Origin of the sequence: Pectinatus haikarae (assembly GCF_015732185.1) — a bacterium.
Classification (GTDB): domain Bacteria; phylum Bacillota; class Negativicutes; order Selenomonadales; family Selenomonadaceae; genus Pectinatus; species Pectinatus haikarae.
The window spans coordinates 98192-115594 of record NZ_WIQM01000001.1; the positions used below are offsets into that span (position 1 = coordinate 98192).

The 17403-nt window shown below is 40.6% G+C and carries 16 protein-coding genes; 6 read left to right on the forward strand and 10 right to left on the reverse strand.

The genetic code is table 11. The features are described 5' to 3' along the window. Positions 1 to 14: 14 nt before the first annotated feature. On the reverse strand, positions 15 to 1688 hold the full coding sequence (locus I6758_RS00465) for a tetratricopeptide repeat protein (RefSeq protein WP_196603245.1): 1674 nt from the start codon (positions 1686 to 1688) through the stop codon (positions 15 to 17). 326 nt (positions 1689 to 2014) lie between these two features. Here I6758_RS00465 and I6758_RS00470 point away from each other — a divergent pair, with 326 nt between their 5' ends. From I6758_RS00470 to I6758_RS00485, 4 genes are read left to right on the forward strand one after another with little or no spacing between them, the layout of a single operon-like run. Then, positions 2015 to 2509 carry an HD domain-containing protein gene (locus tag I6758_RS00470; protein ID WP_196603246.1) on the forward strand — a complete coding sequence of 165 codons (495 nt, stop codon included), beginning with the start codon at positions 2015 to 2017 and terminating at the stop codon, positions 2507 to 2509. 26 nt (positions 2510 to 2535) lie between these two features. After that, entirely contained in the window at positions 2536 to 3351 is an 816-nt protein-coding gene (gene folP, locus I6758_RS00475; RefSeq protein ID WP_231038436.1) for a dihydropteroate synthase, read from the forward strand. A 22-nt stretch (positions 3352 to 3373) separates the two neighbouring features. Further along, positions 3374 to 4213 (forward strand): 2-amino-4-hydroxy-6-hydroxymethyldihydropteridine diphosphokinase, encoded by an 840-nt coding sequence (gene folK, locus I6758_RS00480; protein ID WP_196603247.1) that lies wholly within the window; start codon positions 3374 to 3376, stop codon positions 4211 to 4213. Between the two features lie 6 nt (positions 4214 to 4219). Continuing rightward, positions 4220 to 5296, forward strand: coding sequence for an iron-containing alcohol dehydrogenase family protein (locus I6758_RS00485; RefSeq protein WP_196603248.1), 1077 nt, complete (start codon positions 4220 to 4222; stop codon positions 5294 to 5296). 100 nt (positions 5297 to 5396) lie between these two features. On the opposite strand, the gene I6758_RS00490 is transcribed toward I6758_RS00485, so the two are convergent. The 3 genes from I6758_RS00490 to I6758_RS00500 all read right to left on the reverse strand — a co-directional run bounded on the left by I6758_RS00490 (position 5397) and on the right by I6758_RS00500 (position 9350). Continuing rightward, positions 5397 to 6107: an SIMPL domain-containing protein gene (locus I6758_RS00490; RefSeq protein WP_196603249.1), complete on the reverse strand. Its 711-nt coding sequence runs from the start codon at positions 6105 to 6107 to the stop codon at positions 5397 to 5399. Positions 6108 to 6161: 54 nt separating this feature from the next. After that, the gene (gene ychF / locus I6758_RS00495) at positions 6162 to 7268 is read right to left on the reverse strand and encodes a redox-regulated ATPase YchF (RefSeq protein WP_196603250.1); all 1107 of its coding nucleotides are present in this window, start codon (positions 7266 to 7268) and stop codon (positions 6162 to 6164) included. Positions 7269 to 7340: 72 nt separating this feature from the next. Further along, complete coding sequence (locus I6758_RS00500; RefSeq protein WP_196603251.1) at positions 7341 to 9350, reverse strand: LTA synthase family protein; 2010 nt, start codon at positions 9348 to 9350, stop codon at positions 7341 to 7343. 272 nt (positions 9351 to 9622) lie between these two features. On the opposite strand from I6758_RS00500, the gene I6758_RS00505 reads away from it, so the two are divergent. Then, positions 9623 to 10633: a hypothetical protein gene (locus I6758_RS00505; protein ID WP_196603252.1), complete on the forward strand. Its 1011-nt coding sequence runs from the start codon at positions 9623 to 9625 to the stop codon at positions 10631 to 10633. A gap of 33 nt (positions 10634 to 10666) precedes the next feature. After that, entirely contained in the window at positions 10667 to 11647 is a 981-nt protein-coding gene (locus I6758_RS00510) for a hypothetical protein (RefSeq protein WP_196603253.1), read from the forward strand. Positions 11648 to 11741: 94 nt separating this feature from the next. Here the strand turns inward: I6758_RS00510 and I6758_RS00515 are convergent, their stop codons facing one another. From I6758_RS00515 to I6758_RS00540, 6 genes are all read right to left on the reverse strand, one after another. Further along, the gene (locus I6758_RS00515) at positions 11742 to 12332 is read right to left on the reverse strand and encodes a ribonuclease H1 domain-containing protein (RefSeq protein ID WP_196603254.1); all 591 of its coding nucleotides are present in this window, start codon (positions 12330 to 12332) and stop codon (positions 11742 to 11744) included. A 74-nt stretch (positions 12333 to 12406) separates the two neighbouring features. Next, the gene (locus I6758_RS00520; protein ID WP_196603255.1) at positions 12407 to 13696 is read right to left on the reverse strand and encodes an amidohydrolase; all 1290 of its coding nucleotides are present in this window, start codon (positions 13694 to 13696) and stop codon (positions 12407 to 12409) included. 91 nt (positions 13697 to 13787) lie between these two features. Then, positions 13788 to 15029 (reverse strand): adenosylhomocysteinase, encoded by a 1242-nt coding sequence (locus I6758_RS00525; RefSeq protein WP_196603256.1) that lies wholly within the window; start codon positions 15027 to 15029, stop codon positions 13788 to 13790. A gap of 52 nt (positions 15030 to 15081) precedes the next feature. Then, entirely contained in the window at positions 15082 to 15879 is a 798-nt protein-coding gene (mtnP, locus tag I6758_RS00530) for an S-methyl-5'-thioadenosine phosphorylase (RefSeq protein ID WP_196603257.1), read from the reverse strand. A 65-nt stretch (positions 15880 to 15944) separates the two neighbouring features. Beyond that, positions 15945 to 16691 carry a 5'/3'-nucleotidase SurE gene (gene surE / locus I6758_RS00535; RefSeq protein WP_196603258.1) on the reverse strand — a complete coding sequence of 249 codons (747 nt, stop codon included), beginning with the start codon at positions 16689 to 16691 and terminating at the stop codon, positions 15945 to 15947. A gap of 4 nt (positions 16692 to 16695) precedes the next feature. After that, on the reverse strand, positions 16696 to 17403 hold the full coding sequence (locus I6758_RS00540; protein ID WP_196603259.1) for a 7-carboxy-7-deazaguanine synthase QueE: 708 nt from the start codon (positions 17401 to 17403) through the stop codon (positions 16696 to 16698).

Genomic DNA, 17403 nt, shown 5'->3' on the forward strand with positions numbered 1-17403 from the left:
CTTTTACAAAAGCTTTATTTATCATGTTCAAGCCATTTCAGAGCAGATTTATCTCCGTTTTCAGCAGCTTTTTTCATCCACAGGCAGGCATTTTTCTTGTTTTCACCTATTTTTCCTGATGCATACAGAGCACCAAGATTGTATTGGGCAGTTACTTCGCCTTCTTCAGCAGCCTGCTGATACCATTTTTGCGCTTCTATATAATTTTTTTCCACGCCATAGCCATTTTCATACATTACACCTATACTGCATTGACCTTTGGGGTCTCCTTTTTGGGCGGCTTCTTTGAAATAATATGATGCTTTCTCATAATCCTTGGTCACACCTTCCCCATCAAGATACATGCAGGCAATCTGATAATCTGCCTGTCCCATTCCCTTGGCGGCAGCTTTTTGATACCATTTTTTTGCTTCCTGATAATCTTTGATAGTACCCTCGCCTTTTTGGCACATGACTCCAAGATGATAGGCGGAATAAGGATCATCCTGTTCTGCTGCTTTTAAAAACCATTGATAGGCTTTGCTGTCATCCCTGGGAACACCCTCTCCGCTTTTGTACATTGCTGCCAATTCAAATTGAGCCGGGGCATAGCCTTGAGCTGCCGAAGCTGCATACAATGAGGCGGCTTGCTGAAAATCCTGATCTGTGCCTACACCTTCATCGTACATGGTAGCCAGCACACATTGGGCGGCTGCATGGTTTTGCTGGGCGGCCTGACGGTACCATTTGATGGCTTTTTTGTAGTCCTGCTCGATTCCGCTGCCGGTATCATACATTTTGCCAAGATAAAATTGAGCCGGAGCAAAATCCTGTTTTGCGGCCAATGTGTACCATTTTACGGCTTCTTTGGGATCTTCGCCGACTATACAGCCGGAAGCGTACATGACCCCAAGATTACATTGTGCGGGTGCGTGTCCGCATTGTGCCGATTGTTTATAGCAATTAAGGGCCTTCTTTCGATCTTGCTCAATACCATAGCCATTATCGTACATAAAACCGAGATTGCATTGTGCGAGCGGATTATTCTTCTCAGCAGCTTTCGTATACCAGGCAACAGCTTTAACGTGATCCTGCGCTATATTATCATCACCCTCAAAGTACATATCACCCAATTTACACTGTGCGGCTGCATGACCATTTTCAGCAGCTTTTTCATACCAAGAAAAAGCTTTATGAGAGTCTTTTTTTACTCCCCAGCCGTTTGTGTAAAAACTTGCCATATCGTATTGAGCCAGTGCGTAACCTTGTTTAGCTGCCATTTCACACCATCTTACTGATTCACCGGCGTCAACGACGACCATCAAGCCTGAATAATATAAAAAGCTTAATTCATATTGAGCAAAGACATCTCCTTCTAAAGCTTCATTTTTAATTTCTTCGATGAGCTTTGGCTGCCCATAATTTGGTCTTTCCATGATACAGTACCATAATGAACATAATTTGCTGCCAAGTTCATGCCCGCGCCGATAATATTTTTTTTGCAGGACTTTGTCATTGCAGGATGGGATGAAATGGCCGTTATATAATTTAGCCAGAAGATAGAATGCGTTAGCACATTGTGTCTTGGAAAGCTTTTCCAGCAATGTGAACGCCTCTTCATATTCACAATGCAGAAAAAATTCTTTTGCGTCCTGCATCATAGAGGTTTCTTGTATATCACTATTGTTTTCGTTATTGTCATAATTCATAGGATGTCTGCCTTTCATAAATAATATATCATTTGCCTGCTTTTTCTGTAAACTCGTCACGGGAAAATGATCATTTGCCGATTGGGATATAAATCTATTTATTGAAGATATAAGTATAACTGTAAGAATAATTATATTTATACTGGCATATAAAGTCAATAAACTTCAGATATAAGAAGATAATGCGCATGGACGTTTTGATATCAGATAAAAATATTTGCGGCAGGTAAATTCAGTTATTTCACAGAATACATTAATATCAGTTGCGAATGTCCGGCTTAATCAATAAATTTTGCGGAAGAAGGAGCAGGGGAATAATTTAAAGAATGGGAAACTTTTATGACAGACGCAATCTTATTTTATGTCATCCGTTATTTCAAAAGAGCTATAAAAAAATAGTGCATTACGAAAAAGACCGTTCTTTTTGCCGTCATGATATGACACATTTTCTTGATGTAGCACGAATTGCCATGATACTGAATAATAAGGAACAGCTTCAAATAAATGAAGACCTTATTTATGCCGCTGCCTTGCTGCACGATATCGGCAGACATAAACAGTATAAGAATGGAGAAAATCATGCCGCGGCCAGTGTACCGATAGCTGAATGCATTATGAGAGACTGTTCATTTTCTGATGAAGAAACTGAGTCTATAATAAAGGCTATTTCAATGCACCGTAATGAAGAGATTAAAGAGCAGGCTGATCTTTGCGGTTTGCTTTATCGGGCTGATAAGATGAGCCGCAGCTGTTTTTGCTGCAAGGTTAATGCCAAATGCAGCTGGCCGGAAGAAAAGAAAGGTAATAAGCTTATATATTAGAATGAAAAGAAAGGGGCAATATAAATTTGCTGATAGGCAGGAAAGAATTTATTAACAAAGATAAAACATATATTATGGGAATTCTTAATGTGACACCTGATTCATTTTCCGATGGCGGAAAATATAATTCCATGCATGATGCTATTGTCCATGCGGAGCAAATGATCGAAGACGGGGCGGATATAATAGATATAGGAGGTGAATCGACAAGGCCGAATCATATTCAGATAAGTGACGATGAAGAAAAAAAACGTATCTGTCCTGTTATTGAGGAAATAAAGAAGCATGTTGATGTCCCAGTGTCAGTAGATACTTATAAGGCTGAAGTAGCAAAGGCGGCCATTAGTTCAGGAGCTGATTTGATCAATGATATTTGGGGTCTTAAATATGATAAAAAAATGGCGGGCCTTATTGCTGCCAGCGGGCTACCCTGCTGTCTGATGCACAATCGCAACGATATGAATTATGCCGATTACCTGGAAGATGTGATTGCTGATCTGAGGAAAATTTTACAGATCGCTGATGATGCAGGAATAAGCAGAGAAAAAATTATTCTTGATCCGGGTATCGGTTTTGCAAAAAGCTATGAAAATAATTTAGCATTGCTCAAGCATATGGACATCCTGCACGAGCTGAAGCTGCCCCTGCTGCTTGGGACATCACGGAAATCAGTTATCGGTACAGCGCTTGATCTGCCGATTGCCGAACGAATGGAAGGCACTCTGGTCACTACGGTGCTGGCTGTTTTAAATCGTTATATGTTTGTGCGTGTACATGATGTAAAGGAAAATTATCGTGCCGTGAAAATGGCAGAAGCCATTATTTCTTCCGGGCTGCAATAAATTATAAAGAAACGGAAATGTTATGGACAGTATAATAATAAAAGATTTAAGTGTATATGCTTATCATGGCTTTTTGCCGGAAGAAAGAAAATTGGGCCAAAATTTTTATATATCAGCAGAATTATTTGTTGATCTGCGCTCTGCAGGCATGCATGATGATATCAGCCAAACGGTAAACTATGCTGCTGTGTGCGGTTTTATAAATGAATATACACGGGTGCACCCGGCAAAGCTTATAGAAACGGCGGCTGAACAATTGGCTGAGCAGATATTGCTGAGCTTTCCGGCGATTGAAGAAGTTTCTCTTTCAATAAAAAAGCCAAGCGCACCGATAGGATTGCCTCTGCAGTATGTTTCAGTCAAAATAAACCGTAAATGGCATGAAGCTTTTATTGCCTTCGGTTCAAATATTGGCAATAGAGAAGGATATATAAATTATGCGATTGAAGAGCTTCGGCATGTGGTGCGGATAAAGCTGGAGGCTGTTTCTCCTTTTTATGCCTCTACTCCTTACGGCGGTGTTGAGCAAAGTAATTTTATCAATGGAGCACTGAGGCTTAGTACACTCTTGCTGCCGCTTGAACTGCTTGACCTGCTGCAGAAAATTGAGCGGGGGGCCAAAAGAAAACGCGATATTCATTGGGGCCCGCGCACCTTGGATCTTGATATACTTCTTTACGATGATAAGATTATCAATAATGATAAGCTTATATTACCCCATCCCGATATGGCAAATCGGGATTTTGTTATGAAGCCGATGGCCCAGCTGGTTCCGCAGAAGCTGCATCCTGTTCTGAATAAGTCAATGCAGGCATTATATGATGCTATTCCGCACGACCAACTACATATATATAGGAGCTGAATAATTATGAGCACCACGACTTTTTTATCAAATTATACTGTCGGCGCTGACGCATATGGAAAAATTCCGTTGATATGCGGATACGGCGGCAGGACTGCTGTTGTTATCGGCGGTAAAACAGCAATGGAAAAAGTCAAAAATAAACTTATTGAGGCAGTAAGAGGGACTTGCGTTGAAATAACGGATTTTATCTGGTTCGGCGGCAATGCCACTCATAAAAATATTGGAGTATTGTTGAATAATGAGGCAGTAAAAAAAGCAGATATGATATTTGCTGTCGGCGGCGGCAGAGCTGTGGATACGGCAAAAGCAGCAGCGGACAAGCTTGGTAAACTGGTTTTTACTTTTCCTACGATTGCTTCTAATTGTGCTGCGGTTACATCTTTGTGTATATTATATAATGAAGATGGTTCTTTCGGAGAATTTTATTTTGGACGCAATCCGGCAGTACATGCATTTATAGACACCGAAATAATAATGGCGGCACCTTTAAAGTATTTGAGGGCGGGTATAGGTGATGCGCTTTCCAAACAGTATGAAGCCGAATTTAATTCGCGCGGTGACGAAACGGATCATGAAAATGCACTGGGACTGCAGATAAGCCGCAACTGTTCATCACTGCTTTTAAAATATGGACTGCAGGCTCTCAGAGATGCTGATAACGGTGTCATCAGCGGTGCTCTCGAACAAACAGCGCTGACTATTATTATTAATACGGGACTGGTGTCTTTGCTGGTGAAAAATTATTATAACAGCAGCATGGCACATGCCGTTTATATAGCTTGTACACAGCTGCCGGAATGTAAGCTGCATATGCATGGTGAGATAGTAGCTTATGGAGTTTTGTTTTTGCTGACACTTGATATGCAGATACAGGAACGAAACAGGGTATATGCTTTTAATAAAGAAGCGGGGCTGCCTCTTTGCCTTGCTGATATAACGATAAAATATGAAGTCCTTGACAAATTTATTGCAGATGTGGCTGAGGACAGATATTTGGAACATGCACCATATAGCATAAGTCGCCAGAAAATACAAAAGGCAATTGATGAGCTGGAGCAATATCATCAATCTCAATCGTGACAGCAGATCATAAAAATTAAAGAACAATAAAATATGCCGGAGATTTTTTAAGTCTCCGGCATATTTTATATCGATTTTGTATTTAGCCAATTGTGCATGCTCAATTTATTTCAAACGTAACGGAAATTCTTGCTGTTACATTCAGATCCTTGGCATTGATTGGTGTGGTTGTGGACATATCAGTTGACATGGCCTTTAAGCTGACATTTGAAGCACGGTAGTTTTCTATATATATATTGCTTTCACTGGCGCTGACGACATTAACGATGCTTTTACCCAAGCCGTCAGCTATAGTCCGAGCCTTTCCCTTAGCATCCAGAACAGCTGCTTTTATGGCAGAATCCTTATATTTCTTTTCATCTTTCAAACCGAATTTAACAGAATTAATATTATTTGCACCATTTCTTACAGCAGTATCTATTATGCTGCCGATCTGATTTATGTCAGCAGTAGTGACTATAACAGTATTTTCCGCCTTGTACTGACTTATGAGCTGACTATTGTCCTTGTCATATACAGGATAGAAATTATATGAAGATGTTTTTATATCGCTTTCCGTTAAGCCAATATTATAAAGCGCATTTTGGATTTTTGTCATTACGGCAGCATTTGATTGAGCAGCTACCTGTGCTGTTTCTCCTGTAGTTTCTATACCAATTTCAACAGAGACCTGATCGGGAGTGACAGTAAAATCTGATTCACCCTGTACGCTGATGGTGCGCGGTGCACTCTCAGCATTGACCACTGTCTGCCCCAAAGAAAAACAGAATAAGAAAACACTCATAAAAAACATTGCATAAAATTTTTTCATAATGATTCATCTCCTTGTATTATATATGATTATCCAGTCATCTGAAGAAAAAAGTCAGACGTTGAAACGGAAATAAGTGACATCGCCGTCCTGCATGATATAGTCTTTTCCCTCCAGGCGTACCTGTCCTTTTTCCTTGGCCGTGTTTGTGCTGCCGGCCGCTACGAGATCATCGTAGGATACTATTTCAGCCCGAATAAAGCCGCGCTCTATATCTGTATGAATTTTTCCTGCAGCCTGAGGTGCTTTTGTGCCTCGGGTTATCGTCCATGCTCTGCATTCATCGGGACCGGCTGTCAGGAATGTCAAAAGACCCAGTAATTTAAAGGCACCCTTTATCAATTTGTCAAGGCCGGATTCGTCCAACCCCAGTTCCTGTAAAAACTCTCCGGCTTCTTCTTCGTCCAGCTCAGCTATTTCTGATTCTACTTTTGCGGAAATCGCGACAACTTCGGCTTTTTCGTGGGCCGCATATTCTTTGACCTTCTGGACATAGAGATTTTCCTTATCTGCGGAAGCAGCCTCGTCCTCTGCTACATTTGCTATGAATAAGGCTGGTTTCATAGTGAGCAGATTCAAGTCCCGCAGGATTATTTCTTCATCTTCAGTGAGCTCCACACGACGTGCCGGCTTACCGTCTGAAAGTACTTCATAAACTTTTTTGAGCATCGCTTCTTCTGCCTTTGCTTCTTTTGCGCCGCTTTTTGCTGCTCTGCTTGCTTTTTCAAGACGTTTTTCCACCGTTTCCATATCGGCAAGGCAAAGTTCTGTATTGATTATTTCTATATCACGCAGCGGATCAATAGAACCCTCCACATGCGTTATATTACCGTCGTTAAAACAGCGCACCACATGCGCAACCGCATCTACCTGGCGAATATGCGACAAAAATTTATTGCCGAGGCCCTCTCCCTGCGCCGCACCTTTTACCAATCCTGCTATATCGACAAAACGAATAGATGCAGGTGTGGTTTTCTTTGATTTATACATTTCATGCAGCACCTGAAGGCGTTTATCAGGTACATCGACAACACCGACATTAGGTTCTATTGTGCAAAAAGGATAATTAGCTGCTTCAGCGCCTGCCTTTGTTATAGCATTAAATAAAGTGCTCTTTCCTACATTGGGGAGTCCGACGATCCCAACTTCCAAATTACTCAAAATAAATTCTCCTCTGTCATTTTTTATTTTACTTTATTATACATTGCTCTGCATAAAATTAAAAGTGCGGCATTATTGTGAATCAGCTGCAAGTTTTAAAACAGCGGAATCTATCTTATCTCCGTATTCTGCTTTCCACCAGGAAACGGCTCTGATGGCATCAGCGTATTGTAAAATTGCTGCAGAATCCTGTGTTGTACCGGTTTCTGCGAACACTTCAGGGATAAATTGGTCTTCTTCGGTTTTTCCGATACTATTATTTGTTATGGCAAATGCATAGTTTGCGCCTATTTTATTATTGAGAGTCAGACTCCTGCCGACTGAATAATACGTGAATCCTTTTGGTGCTATCAATTCGACTAGAGTCGGAAATATATCTATTTGACTGCCAGCGGCATCTTTGGGCAGCAGATTCCTGCTGATTCCGCGTCCGTTGATAATGAAAGGAATTGCATAACGTTTATACATAGAAGGATTTTTCTCTATATTATAACGGTCTGCATGATCGCCTACTATTATAAAAAGACTGTCCGGGTATTTATTTTTCATTGCATCAATAAAATCTGCCAGCATTTTGTCTGCATACCAAAAGTGACCTAGTTCTTTCAAAAGCTGCTCATCATTCCTGTACTGCGGAGCGAGAGCGTCTGTCACCTGCCCGGAAGGAAAGTCATTTGCCTTTAAATCTACTTCAAAAGGCGAATGATTAGAAACATTTAAAATTACATTGAAGGAACTCGATTCATCGGTATTGGCGAGTACAAAATTGTACAGATCTTTATCGTCTGCTCCCCAAACACTGCCCTTGGATGTTTCCGTGAGATCGTTCCTGCTGTAGAAATTATCAAACCCCTGTGCTTTTGTAAACTTTTCTATATTTTCCCATGAGGATGGCCCGGCATAATAAAAATTAGGCGCATAGCCAAGTTTTTTCATCTGCGGTGCCGTTGCCGTGGAATAAGGCTCTTTCATTTTATCTACCATTGTAGTCAGATAAAGATTTGCATCGGCAAAATTTGTCACTGTTCCCATCAATGCATTTACTGTACTGGAGCCGTTGGGAAGAAAAGAAGAACAATATGCTGTATCCTTTTGTGCAATCAGCTCTTTCACACCGTCTGCTATATGAAGATCGGCATATTCATCCAAGAGAGGCCAATTTGCATAGCTTTCTGAAATTATTAAAAAAATATGTCCAGGTTTTTTTATGATTGCTCCTTGTGCCTGTTTCACCAGATAATGATCTATACTGCTGTTGCCGGTTTTTTTACCGCTCAAAGCAGCTGCAAACTGCTTTACATCTTCTGCCGTATAACTAAGACCATTGCTGCCGGCATTTCGTTGCTGCATACGATAGGCACGATAAATTGCCTGTCCGTCATCAAGAATGACTTCATTTAAAAAAGCATCCTTTGTTATTGCTGAATTTTCCCAATCTATTTGTGATTGCCAGCTCCAGCTGCCGCCAAATAAGGAAAAACGGGCCAATAAAAAAATGATCAACAGAAATAGCACTCTGCCATTCAAATGCTCGGGTAAAATTTTTGACACATTCAGCACCAAAAATTTTTTCCATAAGAAAAATAATATTGCAGCAAAAAAAACGGCGCCTGATAAGCGTACGGGCAAAGAAAACTGTTCTATCATAGTCTGGAAAAGAGCGGACCAATCTTCATGGACGGCAGTAAAAAGCATCTGGTTGAAGCCACTGTGATAAACACGATAATACGGAAATCTGGCAGCAAATAAAATGCATGCTATAGCCAATTCCAGCAGCACTGCCACATTCATTAATATAGTTCCCCAGCGCACAGAAAAAATACGTCCCAAAAGCAGAGCAAAAAGGGCAACTGAAACCATGATGCCAACAGTCTGCATACTCATTCGCATTCCCAAAAACAGAGCGTTTTCTATGTCTGTGAAATTACTCTGTTCCGATATATAATCATGCATATTTATGATGAAGACTATTCTGAAGAAAGATAATATCAACCAAAAATATAAATAGCATTTTAATCCTTTTATAAGAACGTTAAAAATTTCATTCCATTTATTTTCCGATAATGAAAATTTCCTAAACATATAAATACGCTGCCTCTCCTATTGAAATCAACACGTGCCATATTAACACATCACTATTAACTAAGCAAGATACTGACGCTGTGTTATACAGACTGCTTTATATATTTTACAATTAATATTTTAAAATATATCGAAAATAACCTGCTTTATGTTAAAATAAACTTATCGTTGATTTGTTCTGGGAAGATATAGTATAGTAAAAGTTAAACTTGTGGAAAGGAACGTTATAATTCATGGCCTGGCATAGATTTAAAGTAAAGGGCAAGCATTACATGACTAAGCGCATGCGTACACTTGATGTTATAGCACGTTCAGATGTAGCCGCAAAGCAGAGAGCTATCAGCAAGAAACTCCTGCCGCCTTTCATTTGCGAAGAGATAGATTTTGAACCGCCGTCGGAAAAGTTGCTTGAAGAGGCTGTATTACAGGGGATTGCAGTTCCGGAAAATGCCAGCGGTGATGATGTGAACAGCCTTATTGAAAGTAAAAATGATATTGCACCACCGGCTGGGCTTATTGCATTTGCGGAAAGATGGGATATTTATTTTTCTCAGTATATCGGTAATAAAGCTCTTTTTAATATTACTTTCAAAAATCTGCCGCAGGAAAGCAGCTCAGCTTTCTTTGTTTTTTCTGTATATAAGTTCCTATCCAAGGACAAGAAGACAAATCTGGATACACATCCTTACAGAGAGATTTTTTATAAATTTGCTGCTGTAGCAGCAAATGATACACGTCTGCTTCGTTCGATCGCCAACTATAAGGGGGAAAATCTTTGTGCTTTTGGCACGACTGAAGGACTGCCTGCTGATTATAAGGCAGGTGGAGTCAGAACTATTGCCTATAAAACAGCGGCAGCTTTTATAGAAGAATATTTTGATGATAATTATCAGCCGCGTGCACTGAAAGATAGCAGTCAATCTCAGCTGGATAAAAGCGGGCAGGAAAAATCAATACTGAGTTCAATAACACCTGCTTCAACCGTGAAATCTGAAAAAAACAGGGAGATTTCTCCGGCCGTCTTTATTCTGTCTAAAACTGATACATTTGTGCCGACAAGGGCCATAGAATTGAAAAATAAAATAGTAAAGATACCGGATTTAGAAAATAAAGCTGCGGCTGATCTGCCCATATATTCGCAAAAAGCCGAACCGGTAAGAACTCCCATGCGTTATGAACCAACAAATAATTTGGAAAAAAAATTTCTGGATAAATCGGGATGCTTGGCTATGCTGGCAGTACTGGTCATCATTGTAGTTATTATTGTTTTCCTGTTATTTTAAATTTGTTTGATTTATTATTGAGGTGATTGAAATATGAAAAAATTATTTTTGATCTGGGTGTTTTTCCTGTTTATATTTATGGCTGCCGCACCATCGATTATTTATGCACAGGCTGGGCAAAATACAACGGGAGAAACAAGCTGGACATGGATAGCTTCAGATGAAAAATATGGTAAATTTTACGCTCCTGAAAGAGTACGTGTTACAGCCAGAGAAAATGATATTCCCATATGTATTGAAGCATGGATAAAAACTGCCTATACAACTGCAGGCGCGGCTGAAACTGTTTCCGCGATGGGACTTAAGGAAATTTCAAACCCTGCGTCGCTTAGCTACAGTCTGGCGCTTATTGAAATAAATCCTCAGGGACGGACTTTGGATTACAAGCAGGAAATTTTTTATGACAAAGAAGGCAATATTCTGGTTTCGCATAAATATGATCAACCCCGCTTGAAAGAGATAAATTCCCAATCCTTTGATGAAAATTTTTATGATGCCATTGTAGATCAAGTATTTGGTCAGGGAGAAACTGCGCGCACTAAAGCCAATGACCGCTGGATTACGTTATGGCGTAAAGTGGATGCTGACACAGCTTCGTCTTCAACCGCGGACACAACAACAATACGCAAACGCGGTGATGATGTTTTTGTCTGGATCTGGCAGGAAACTCGCAATAACAGCACAAGTGCCATAACACAAATCAATTTCTATAAGAAAGTTTTTAGTTTATCAACCTACAGTTACAAAATAACTTCGTATTCCAGTTGGACGCCCGCCGAAAGATGGAAGGATAATAATGCCTCTTTGACGGGGCAATATGCATCTATTGTTCCTGACAGTAAGGAAGATATGGAAATTCGAATGATAAAGCAGTATGCAGATGCCCATCCCGACTGGGTTAATCGTTATCAGACTGCAGGAAGTAAAATAACGGCAGCAAATACTCCTGCAGAAAATCAGCTCCAAACACCTGCGGCAATTACGCAGGGTTCCGGTTCGGCAGATACATTATGAGCACTGAGTTTATTGCTATGTATTAATACAGACAGCCGCAGCGGCCCGTTTTAAACGGGCTGCTGCGGCTGTGTTTTCGTATAAGGCTAAAGGCTTAAATTCCCAATTCTTTTTTTGCCAGTTTATCGACTAATTCATTGCCGGGTATTCCAGTGTGACCGGCAACTTTCTTAAAACGTACGATATCTTTGTAATCCTGCATGAAAGCAGCATATTGAGCAGTCCCTGGAGTATTTGTTTTCCAACGGCCTTGTGCCCATTCCGAAATACCTATATAATCGTGGCAAATAATGATTTCATCAATTTTATTCTTTCGGGCCCATTCAGCTGCCTGCATGGCTGCTTCTATCTCTCCCGCGACATTATTCATTTTTGCATTTTCGACGGATTGTCCGACGCCGCTGGCTGTGTGAATGAGATCTCCCTTATAATAAACAGCTATTGCCCAGCTGTATTTTCCCGCTATATATGAACCGTCGACATAAGCATAGTGTAGACTTTCTTCATCGGAAGCAGCCAGGGGTTTTTCTGCACCCAAATATGACTCAGCTTCGGGCAGCGTTGCAAATCCCTTGTAAAGAGCACCGGCAAAATGGTCAATTTGTTCTTTACAAGCTGACCAACTATGAAAAATGCCGGTTTTTCGCCCATTTTTTACAGCATAAAAATTTTTTTTAGCGGCCAAATCATTTCTTCCTTCCCTTCTGGGGTATACTCGGCAGTATGTTAATCGCTACTTTTATTGATTTAAGGATGGTATCAATTTTTTATGGTTTTACCTGTCAATCTTTCGGCACATTTATTTGCCTCATAAATTATTTTTTCTTCGTCAATCGTTGTAAGGAGGCCTTTATCCAGAAGAATTTTACCATTTACAATAACCGTATCGACCATTGATGCATTAGCAGAATATACAAGCAGTGATATAGCATCATAGCAAGGTGTCCATTGTGTTCCCTGCATGGAGAAAAGTGTTATATCGGCTTTCATGCCCGGTTCAATTTTGCCAGTATCATTAAGACCTACAGCTTTTGCACCATAGTATGTTCCCATTTGCAGGGCTTTAAAAGCCGGCACTGCCAGAGGATCAAGAGTAGCAGCTTTGTGGATCAATGCCGTCAGATTTATTTCCTCCAACATATCCAGATTATTATTGCTGGAAGCTCCATCTGTTCCAAGTCCTACACATATGCCTTTTTCCAATAATTTTTTCACAGGAGCTATTCCGCTGGCAAGTTTCAGATTGCTGCCTGGATTATGAGCGACTCTGACATTGTGTTTTTTCATTATGGCAATATCTTCATCGCTGAGGTGAACACAATGCGCAGCTAATACTCCACAGTCTAAAAGACCTATTTTTTCCATTTGAGCTATTGGCGTTTTAGAATATTTTTCCAGGCATTCTTTTACTTCACCCTCTGTTTCGGCTAAGTGAATATGGATCTGTGCATTATATTTTTGTGCCTTCTCAATCACTTGCTTAAGAAAATCCGGCGGGCATGTATAAGGCGCATGCGGGCCAAACATGACTGTTATTCTGCCGTCGGCGCTGTTGTTATAATTTTCAAAAAGAGTGCAGTTTTCCTGCAGCGCAGCCTGACCATTAGGAGCAGCACCAATCATGCCGCGCGATAAAACGGCACGTATACCGGTCTCTTCCACCGCTTGAGCAACTTTATCCATATCACCATACATGTCAGCAAAAACAGTTGTGCCGGTTTTTATCATTTCTGTGATGCCAAGCATTGCACCCCAGTATATATCATCCTTTTTCATCTTTGCTTCAACGGGCCAGATTTTATTTTCCAGCCAATCCATCAGCTTCATATCATCGGCATAACTTCGCAGCAATGTCATAGATACATGTGTATGTGCGTTAACAAAACCGGGAACAGCCAACTTACCCTGTCCGTCTATAGTAGTATTGGCAGTAAAAGTTTCGGGAATTGTACCAATGGCGAAAATAATATCATTTTTGACAGCAATATTGGTTTTTTTGGCAGTGCCATTGGGAAAAACAGTAAGTACATTTTTTATTAAGATATTCATTTTATTTTCCGCTTTCATATTTAAATTAACATGTAAATTGATATAAATGAGGCCCTGCAGTTATTACAGGGCCCCTGAGGAATATGGACGATCAAGCCTGGTGAAGATACCTGTGCTGCTCATCCGAAAGTTTATCGATATTGATATTCAGCGAATTCAACTTGATCTGAGCTAATTTGATATTTATTTCATTTGGCATCAAATGAACTTTATTTTCCAGAGAATGATGATTTTCTAAAATATGCAATGCCGAGAAAAATTGTACGCCGAATGAGAGATCCATTATTTCGGCAGGATGTCCGTCTCCGGCAGCAAGATTTACTAAACGTCCTTCTGCCAGAAGGTAAAGTTTTCTGCCGTCTTTTTGTTTATACTCTTCAATATTTTTACGAACGGTTCTTTTGGACACGGCATTGGACATGAGGTCAATCTTATTTATTTCCACATCAAAATGACCTGAATTAGCTAATACAGCGCCATTTTTCATAACAGCAAAATGTTCTTTTGTTATTATATCCTTGCAGCCGGTAAGTGTCAGAAAAATATCACCTATCTTGGCGGCTTCCTGCATCGGCATAACCCTAAAACCGTCAAATACGGCTTCAACAGCCTTGATAGGGTCTATTTCGGTAATAATAACTTTTGCACCCAATCCTTTTGCACGCATTGCCGCACCTTTGCCGCACCAGCCATAACCGGATATTACGACATTTTTGCCTGCTATGACGAGATTTGTCGTACGCATTATTCCGTCCCACGTAGATTGTCCTGTGCCATAACGATTATCGAACAAATACTTGCAATATGCGTCATTGGCGGCTATCATCGGAAATTTCAGCTTCCCAGTATCAGCGAGTGCACGCAGACGAATGACACCGGTAGTCGTCTCTTCACTGCCTCCTATGATTTTGTCGGCGAGATCTGCACGATCACCATGCAGATGGGCGACGAGATCACCGCCGTCATCTATGATGATATCAGGCTTCGTATCAAGAGCCTTATTGATAAACATATCATATTCTTTGTCAGTACAGCCATGCCATGCAAAAACACTGGCTCCTTCTTCGACCAAAGCGGCGGCTACATCGTCCTGTGTTGAAAGCGGATTGCTGCCGGTGATTGCCAGCTGCGCTCCTGCGTGCATAAATACGAGCCCCAAATATGCCGTTTTGGCTTCCAAGTGCATCGTAATAACCAATTTTTTACCGGCAAAGGGTTTGCTTTTTGAAAACACAGCATCAATATGATTTAATACAGGCATAAAATTCTTTACCCATTCTATTTTATCGTGTCCTGACGGTGCAAGCTTAATATCGCGTATCATCGATTCCATTTAATAAAATTCCTCCTAATATGATAGATAGAGATAGACTTTGACTTATCAGTCAGATATTAAATCCGCCGAACTCAGCAATGGTGCTGGCACAATGACATTCTTCTTTTACACTTGTCAATAGTTCGATGGATTTCATTATAAGATTTTTGATATTGGCACCATTTTTTTCCATAGTGGCGACTACCTCTGCATGTGTAAGAGGTGTTTGTGATATACCGGCGGCCTGATTTGTAACCATTGAAACTGTCGCGTAGCACATTTCTGCTTCATGTGCTAAAGTCACCTCTGGTACATTAGTCATACCGACGAGATCACCGCCGAATCTGGCATACATTTTTATCTCGGCGGGAGTTTCAAATCGGGGGCCTTCCGTGCACACGTATGTGCCGCCCATATGTGCTGTTATTCCCAATTCGCCTGCAGCTTTCTTTAAAACCTGGCGCAGATGCGGGCAATATGGTTCGCTGACATCAGCGTGCACCACTTTACCGTCTTTTCCTTCAAAGAAAGTAGTGATGCGGCTTTTAGTAAAATCAAGGAACTGATCAATAAGAACAAAATCTCCCGGTTTCATGGATGGATTCAAAGAACCGACAGCTGTTGTTGCAAAAATTTTTTTTACACCAATCTTTTTAATAGCCCATATATTGGCGCGATAATTAATTTTATGTGGCGGAATAGAGTGATGACTGCCGTGGCGGGGAATAAATGCCACTTCCACCCCATTATAAATACCTGTTTTAAAACTTACCTCGCCAAAGGGAGTGGTAATGCTGTCATCATGTATATCAGTCAAGATCGAGGGATCATAAACTCCGGTTCCGCCAATTATGGCAATTTCTGGCATAGTATAGCCTCCTGATTTTTTATTATTACATGCTAATCCTTTTTAGTGAATAAATGAATTAAAATTCATTTATCAAGCAATAAATCCTGCAGAAGCTTTTTATTAGTCCGTCCTATTTTTAGCGGATTTATAGAGACAAACCCGTTATGAATAGCCCAAATATCACTGCCTTCAATGTTACCGGCATCGTTTGGTGTTCCATTCATGTAATAACATGTTTCGCCCTGTTCGTCTGTTTCAGCGGCATATTCATTATGGTATGTGCGGCGTCCCTGCTTTGTATAGCGAAAAATATCTGCTCTGTCAGAAATTTTTTTTGGAAAATTTATATTATACATATACGGTTTTTCTCTTCTTAATGCAGGCAGTTTTTGCCTGAAGATTTCTGCGACCTCGGTAAAGCTGAGCTCAGAATTGACCACTCGTGATACGGCTATAGAGAAAATGCCGTGCAGATGGCCCTCCATAGCGGCACCGACTGTGCCTGAATACAATACATCCGTTCCCAAATTGCCGCCGTCATTTATGCCAGATATTATGATATCGGGCAGGTCGTTTTCATACAAAACTTCGGTAGCCAGTTTTGTACAATCGGCAGGTGTGCCATAAACCTTATATGCTTCAACAGGTAGTTGGAAATCGACTCTTTTTACTTTTATTCGGCTATGTGCTGACAGGGCCTGCGACATCCCGCTTTGCTGCACTGCCGGTGCGACTATACGCAGATCATAATTATCTGTTAAAACTTCTGCCATTGCATAAAGCCCCTGTGCATCAATTCCGTCGTCATTGACTAGTAAAATTTTTTCCATAAATTCACCTTTGCCCCATCATGATATGTGTTTGGCCTATTACACGGACATCATCTATCTTTTCCATTGCGAGACTTTGCCATTCAAGCATTTTCCCCGGAGAGGGCTTTGTATAGATACCATATGGTGTGATAGGCTGTAAAATCAGCATGATATTTTTATCTGTCCCGCTTAATAAATTTATGGCTTTTTTAAAATCGTTCAAGGAAGTTTCCTGAGCGATAACTATCTTAACATACACATCTTTTTGCCGGGCTATGTGCAAAAAATCCGCGTGCTGTTGCCAAAGCTCCGTATGTACTGCATCCGGCATTTTAAAATCCATACTTATAATGGAGATATTATTGATAACTTTTGATAATTCTTCGGGCAAAGAACCGTTTGTTTCTAAAAAAAATGGCAGATTGATATGTTTGGCCATTTCGTTGATGAAAGCTGTGTGCAAAAGGGGCTCACCGCCGGTAAGACTGATGGAATGATGCCTTTTCAGAAGAATTTTTTGTATATAGGGAAGAATATCAGTTAACTCGACAGGATTTAATAAAGTTGCCTCATTTTCAAGATCACAGTTTTCAGAATGAAGAATATCATTTGTATCACAGTAACCGCAATCAAGATTACAGCCGGCAAAGCGAATGAAAAGCTGACGGCAGCCAGCATATTTTCCCTCACCCTGTATAGAGGAAAATATCTCACTTATCGGTGCATGCAA

What these genes read in the sequence shown, in the direction of transcription:
- I6758_RS00465 (WP_196603245.1), bottom strand. Translation starts at nt 1,688, where the DNA reads ATGAATTATGACAATAACGAAAACAATAGTGATATACAAGAAACCTCT.
- I6758_RS00470 (WP_196603246.1), top strand. Translation starts at nt 2,015, where the DNA reads ATGGGAAACTTTTATGACAGACGCAATCTTATTTTATGTCATCCGTTA.
- folK (WP_196603247.1), top strand. Translation starts at nt 3,374, where the DNA reads ATGGACAGTATAATAATAAAAGATTTAAGTGTATATGCTTATCATGGC.
- I6758_RS00485 (WP_196603248.1), top strand. Translation starts at nt 4,220, where the DNA reads ATGAGCACCACGACTTTTTTATCAAATTATACTGTCGGCGCTGACGCA.
- I6758_RS00490 (WP_196603249.1), bottom strand. Translation starts at nt 6,107, where the DNA reads ATGAAAAAATTTTATGCAATGTTTTTTATGAGTGTTTTCTTATTCTGT.
- I6758_RS00500 (WP_196603251.1), bottom strand. Translation starts at nt 9,350, where the DNA reads ATGTTTAGGAAATTTTCATTATCGGAAAATAAATGGAATGAAATTTTT.
- I6758_RS00505 (WP_196603252.1), top strand. Translation starts at nt 9,623, where the DNA reads ATGACTAAGCGCATGCGTACACTTGATGTTATAGCACGTTCAGATGTA.
- I6758_RS00510 (WP_196603253.1), top strand. Translation starts at nt 10,667, where the DNA reads ATGAAAAAATTATTTTTGATCTGGGTGTTTTTCCTGTTTATATTTATG.
- I6758_RS00520 (WP_196603255.1), bottom strand. Translation starts at nt 13,696, where the DNA reads ATGAATATCTTAATAAAAAATGTACTTACTGTTTTTCCCAATGGCACT.
- I6758_RS00525 (WP_196603256.1), bottom strand. Translation starts at nt 15,029, where the DNA reads ATGGAATCGATGATACGCGATATTAAGCTTGCACCGTCAGGACACGAT.
- mtnP (WP_196603257.1), bottom strand. Translation starts at nt 15,879, where the DNA reads ATGCCAGAAATTGCCATAATTGGCGGAACCGGAGTTTATGATCCCTCG.
- surE (WP_196603258.1), bottom strand. Translation starts at nt 16,691, where the DNA reads ATGGAAAAAATTTTACTAGTCAATGACGACGGAATTGATGCACAGGGG.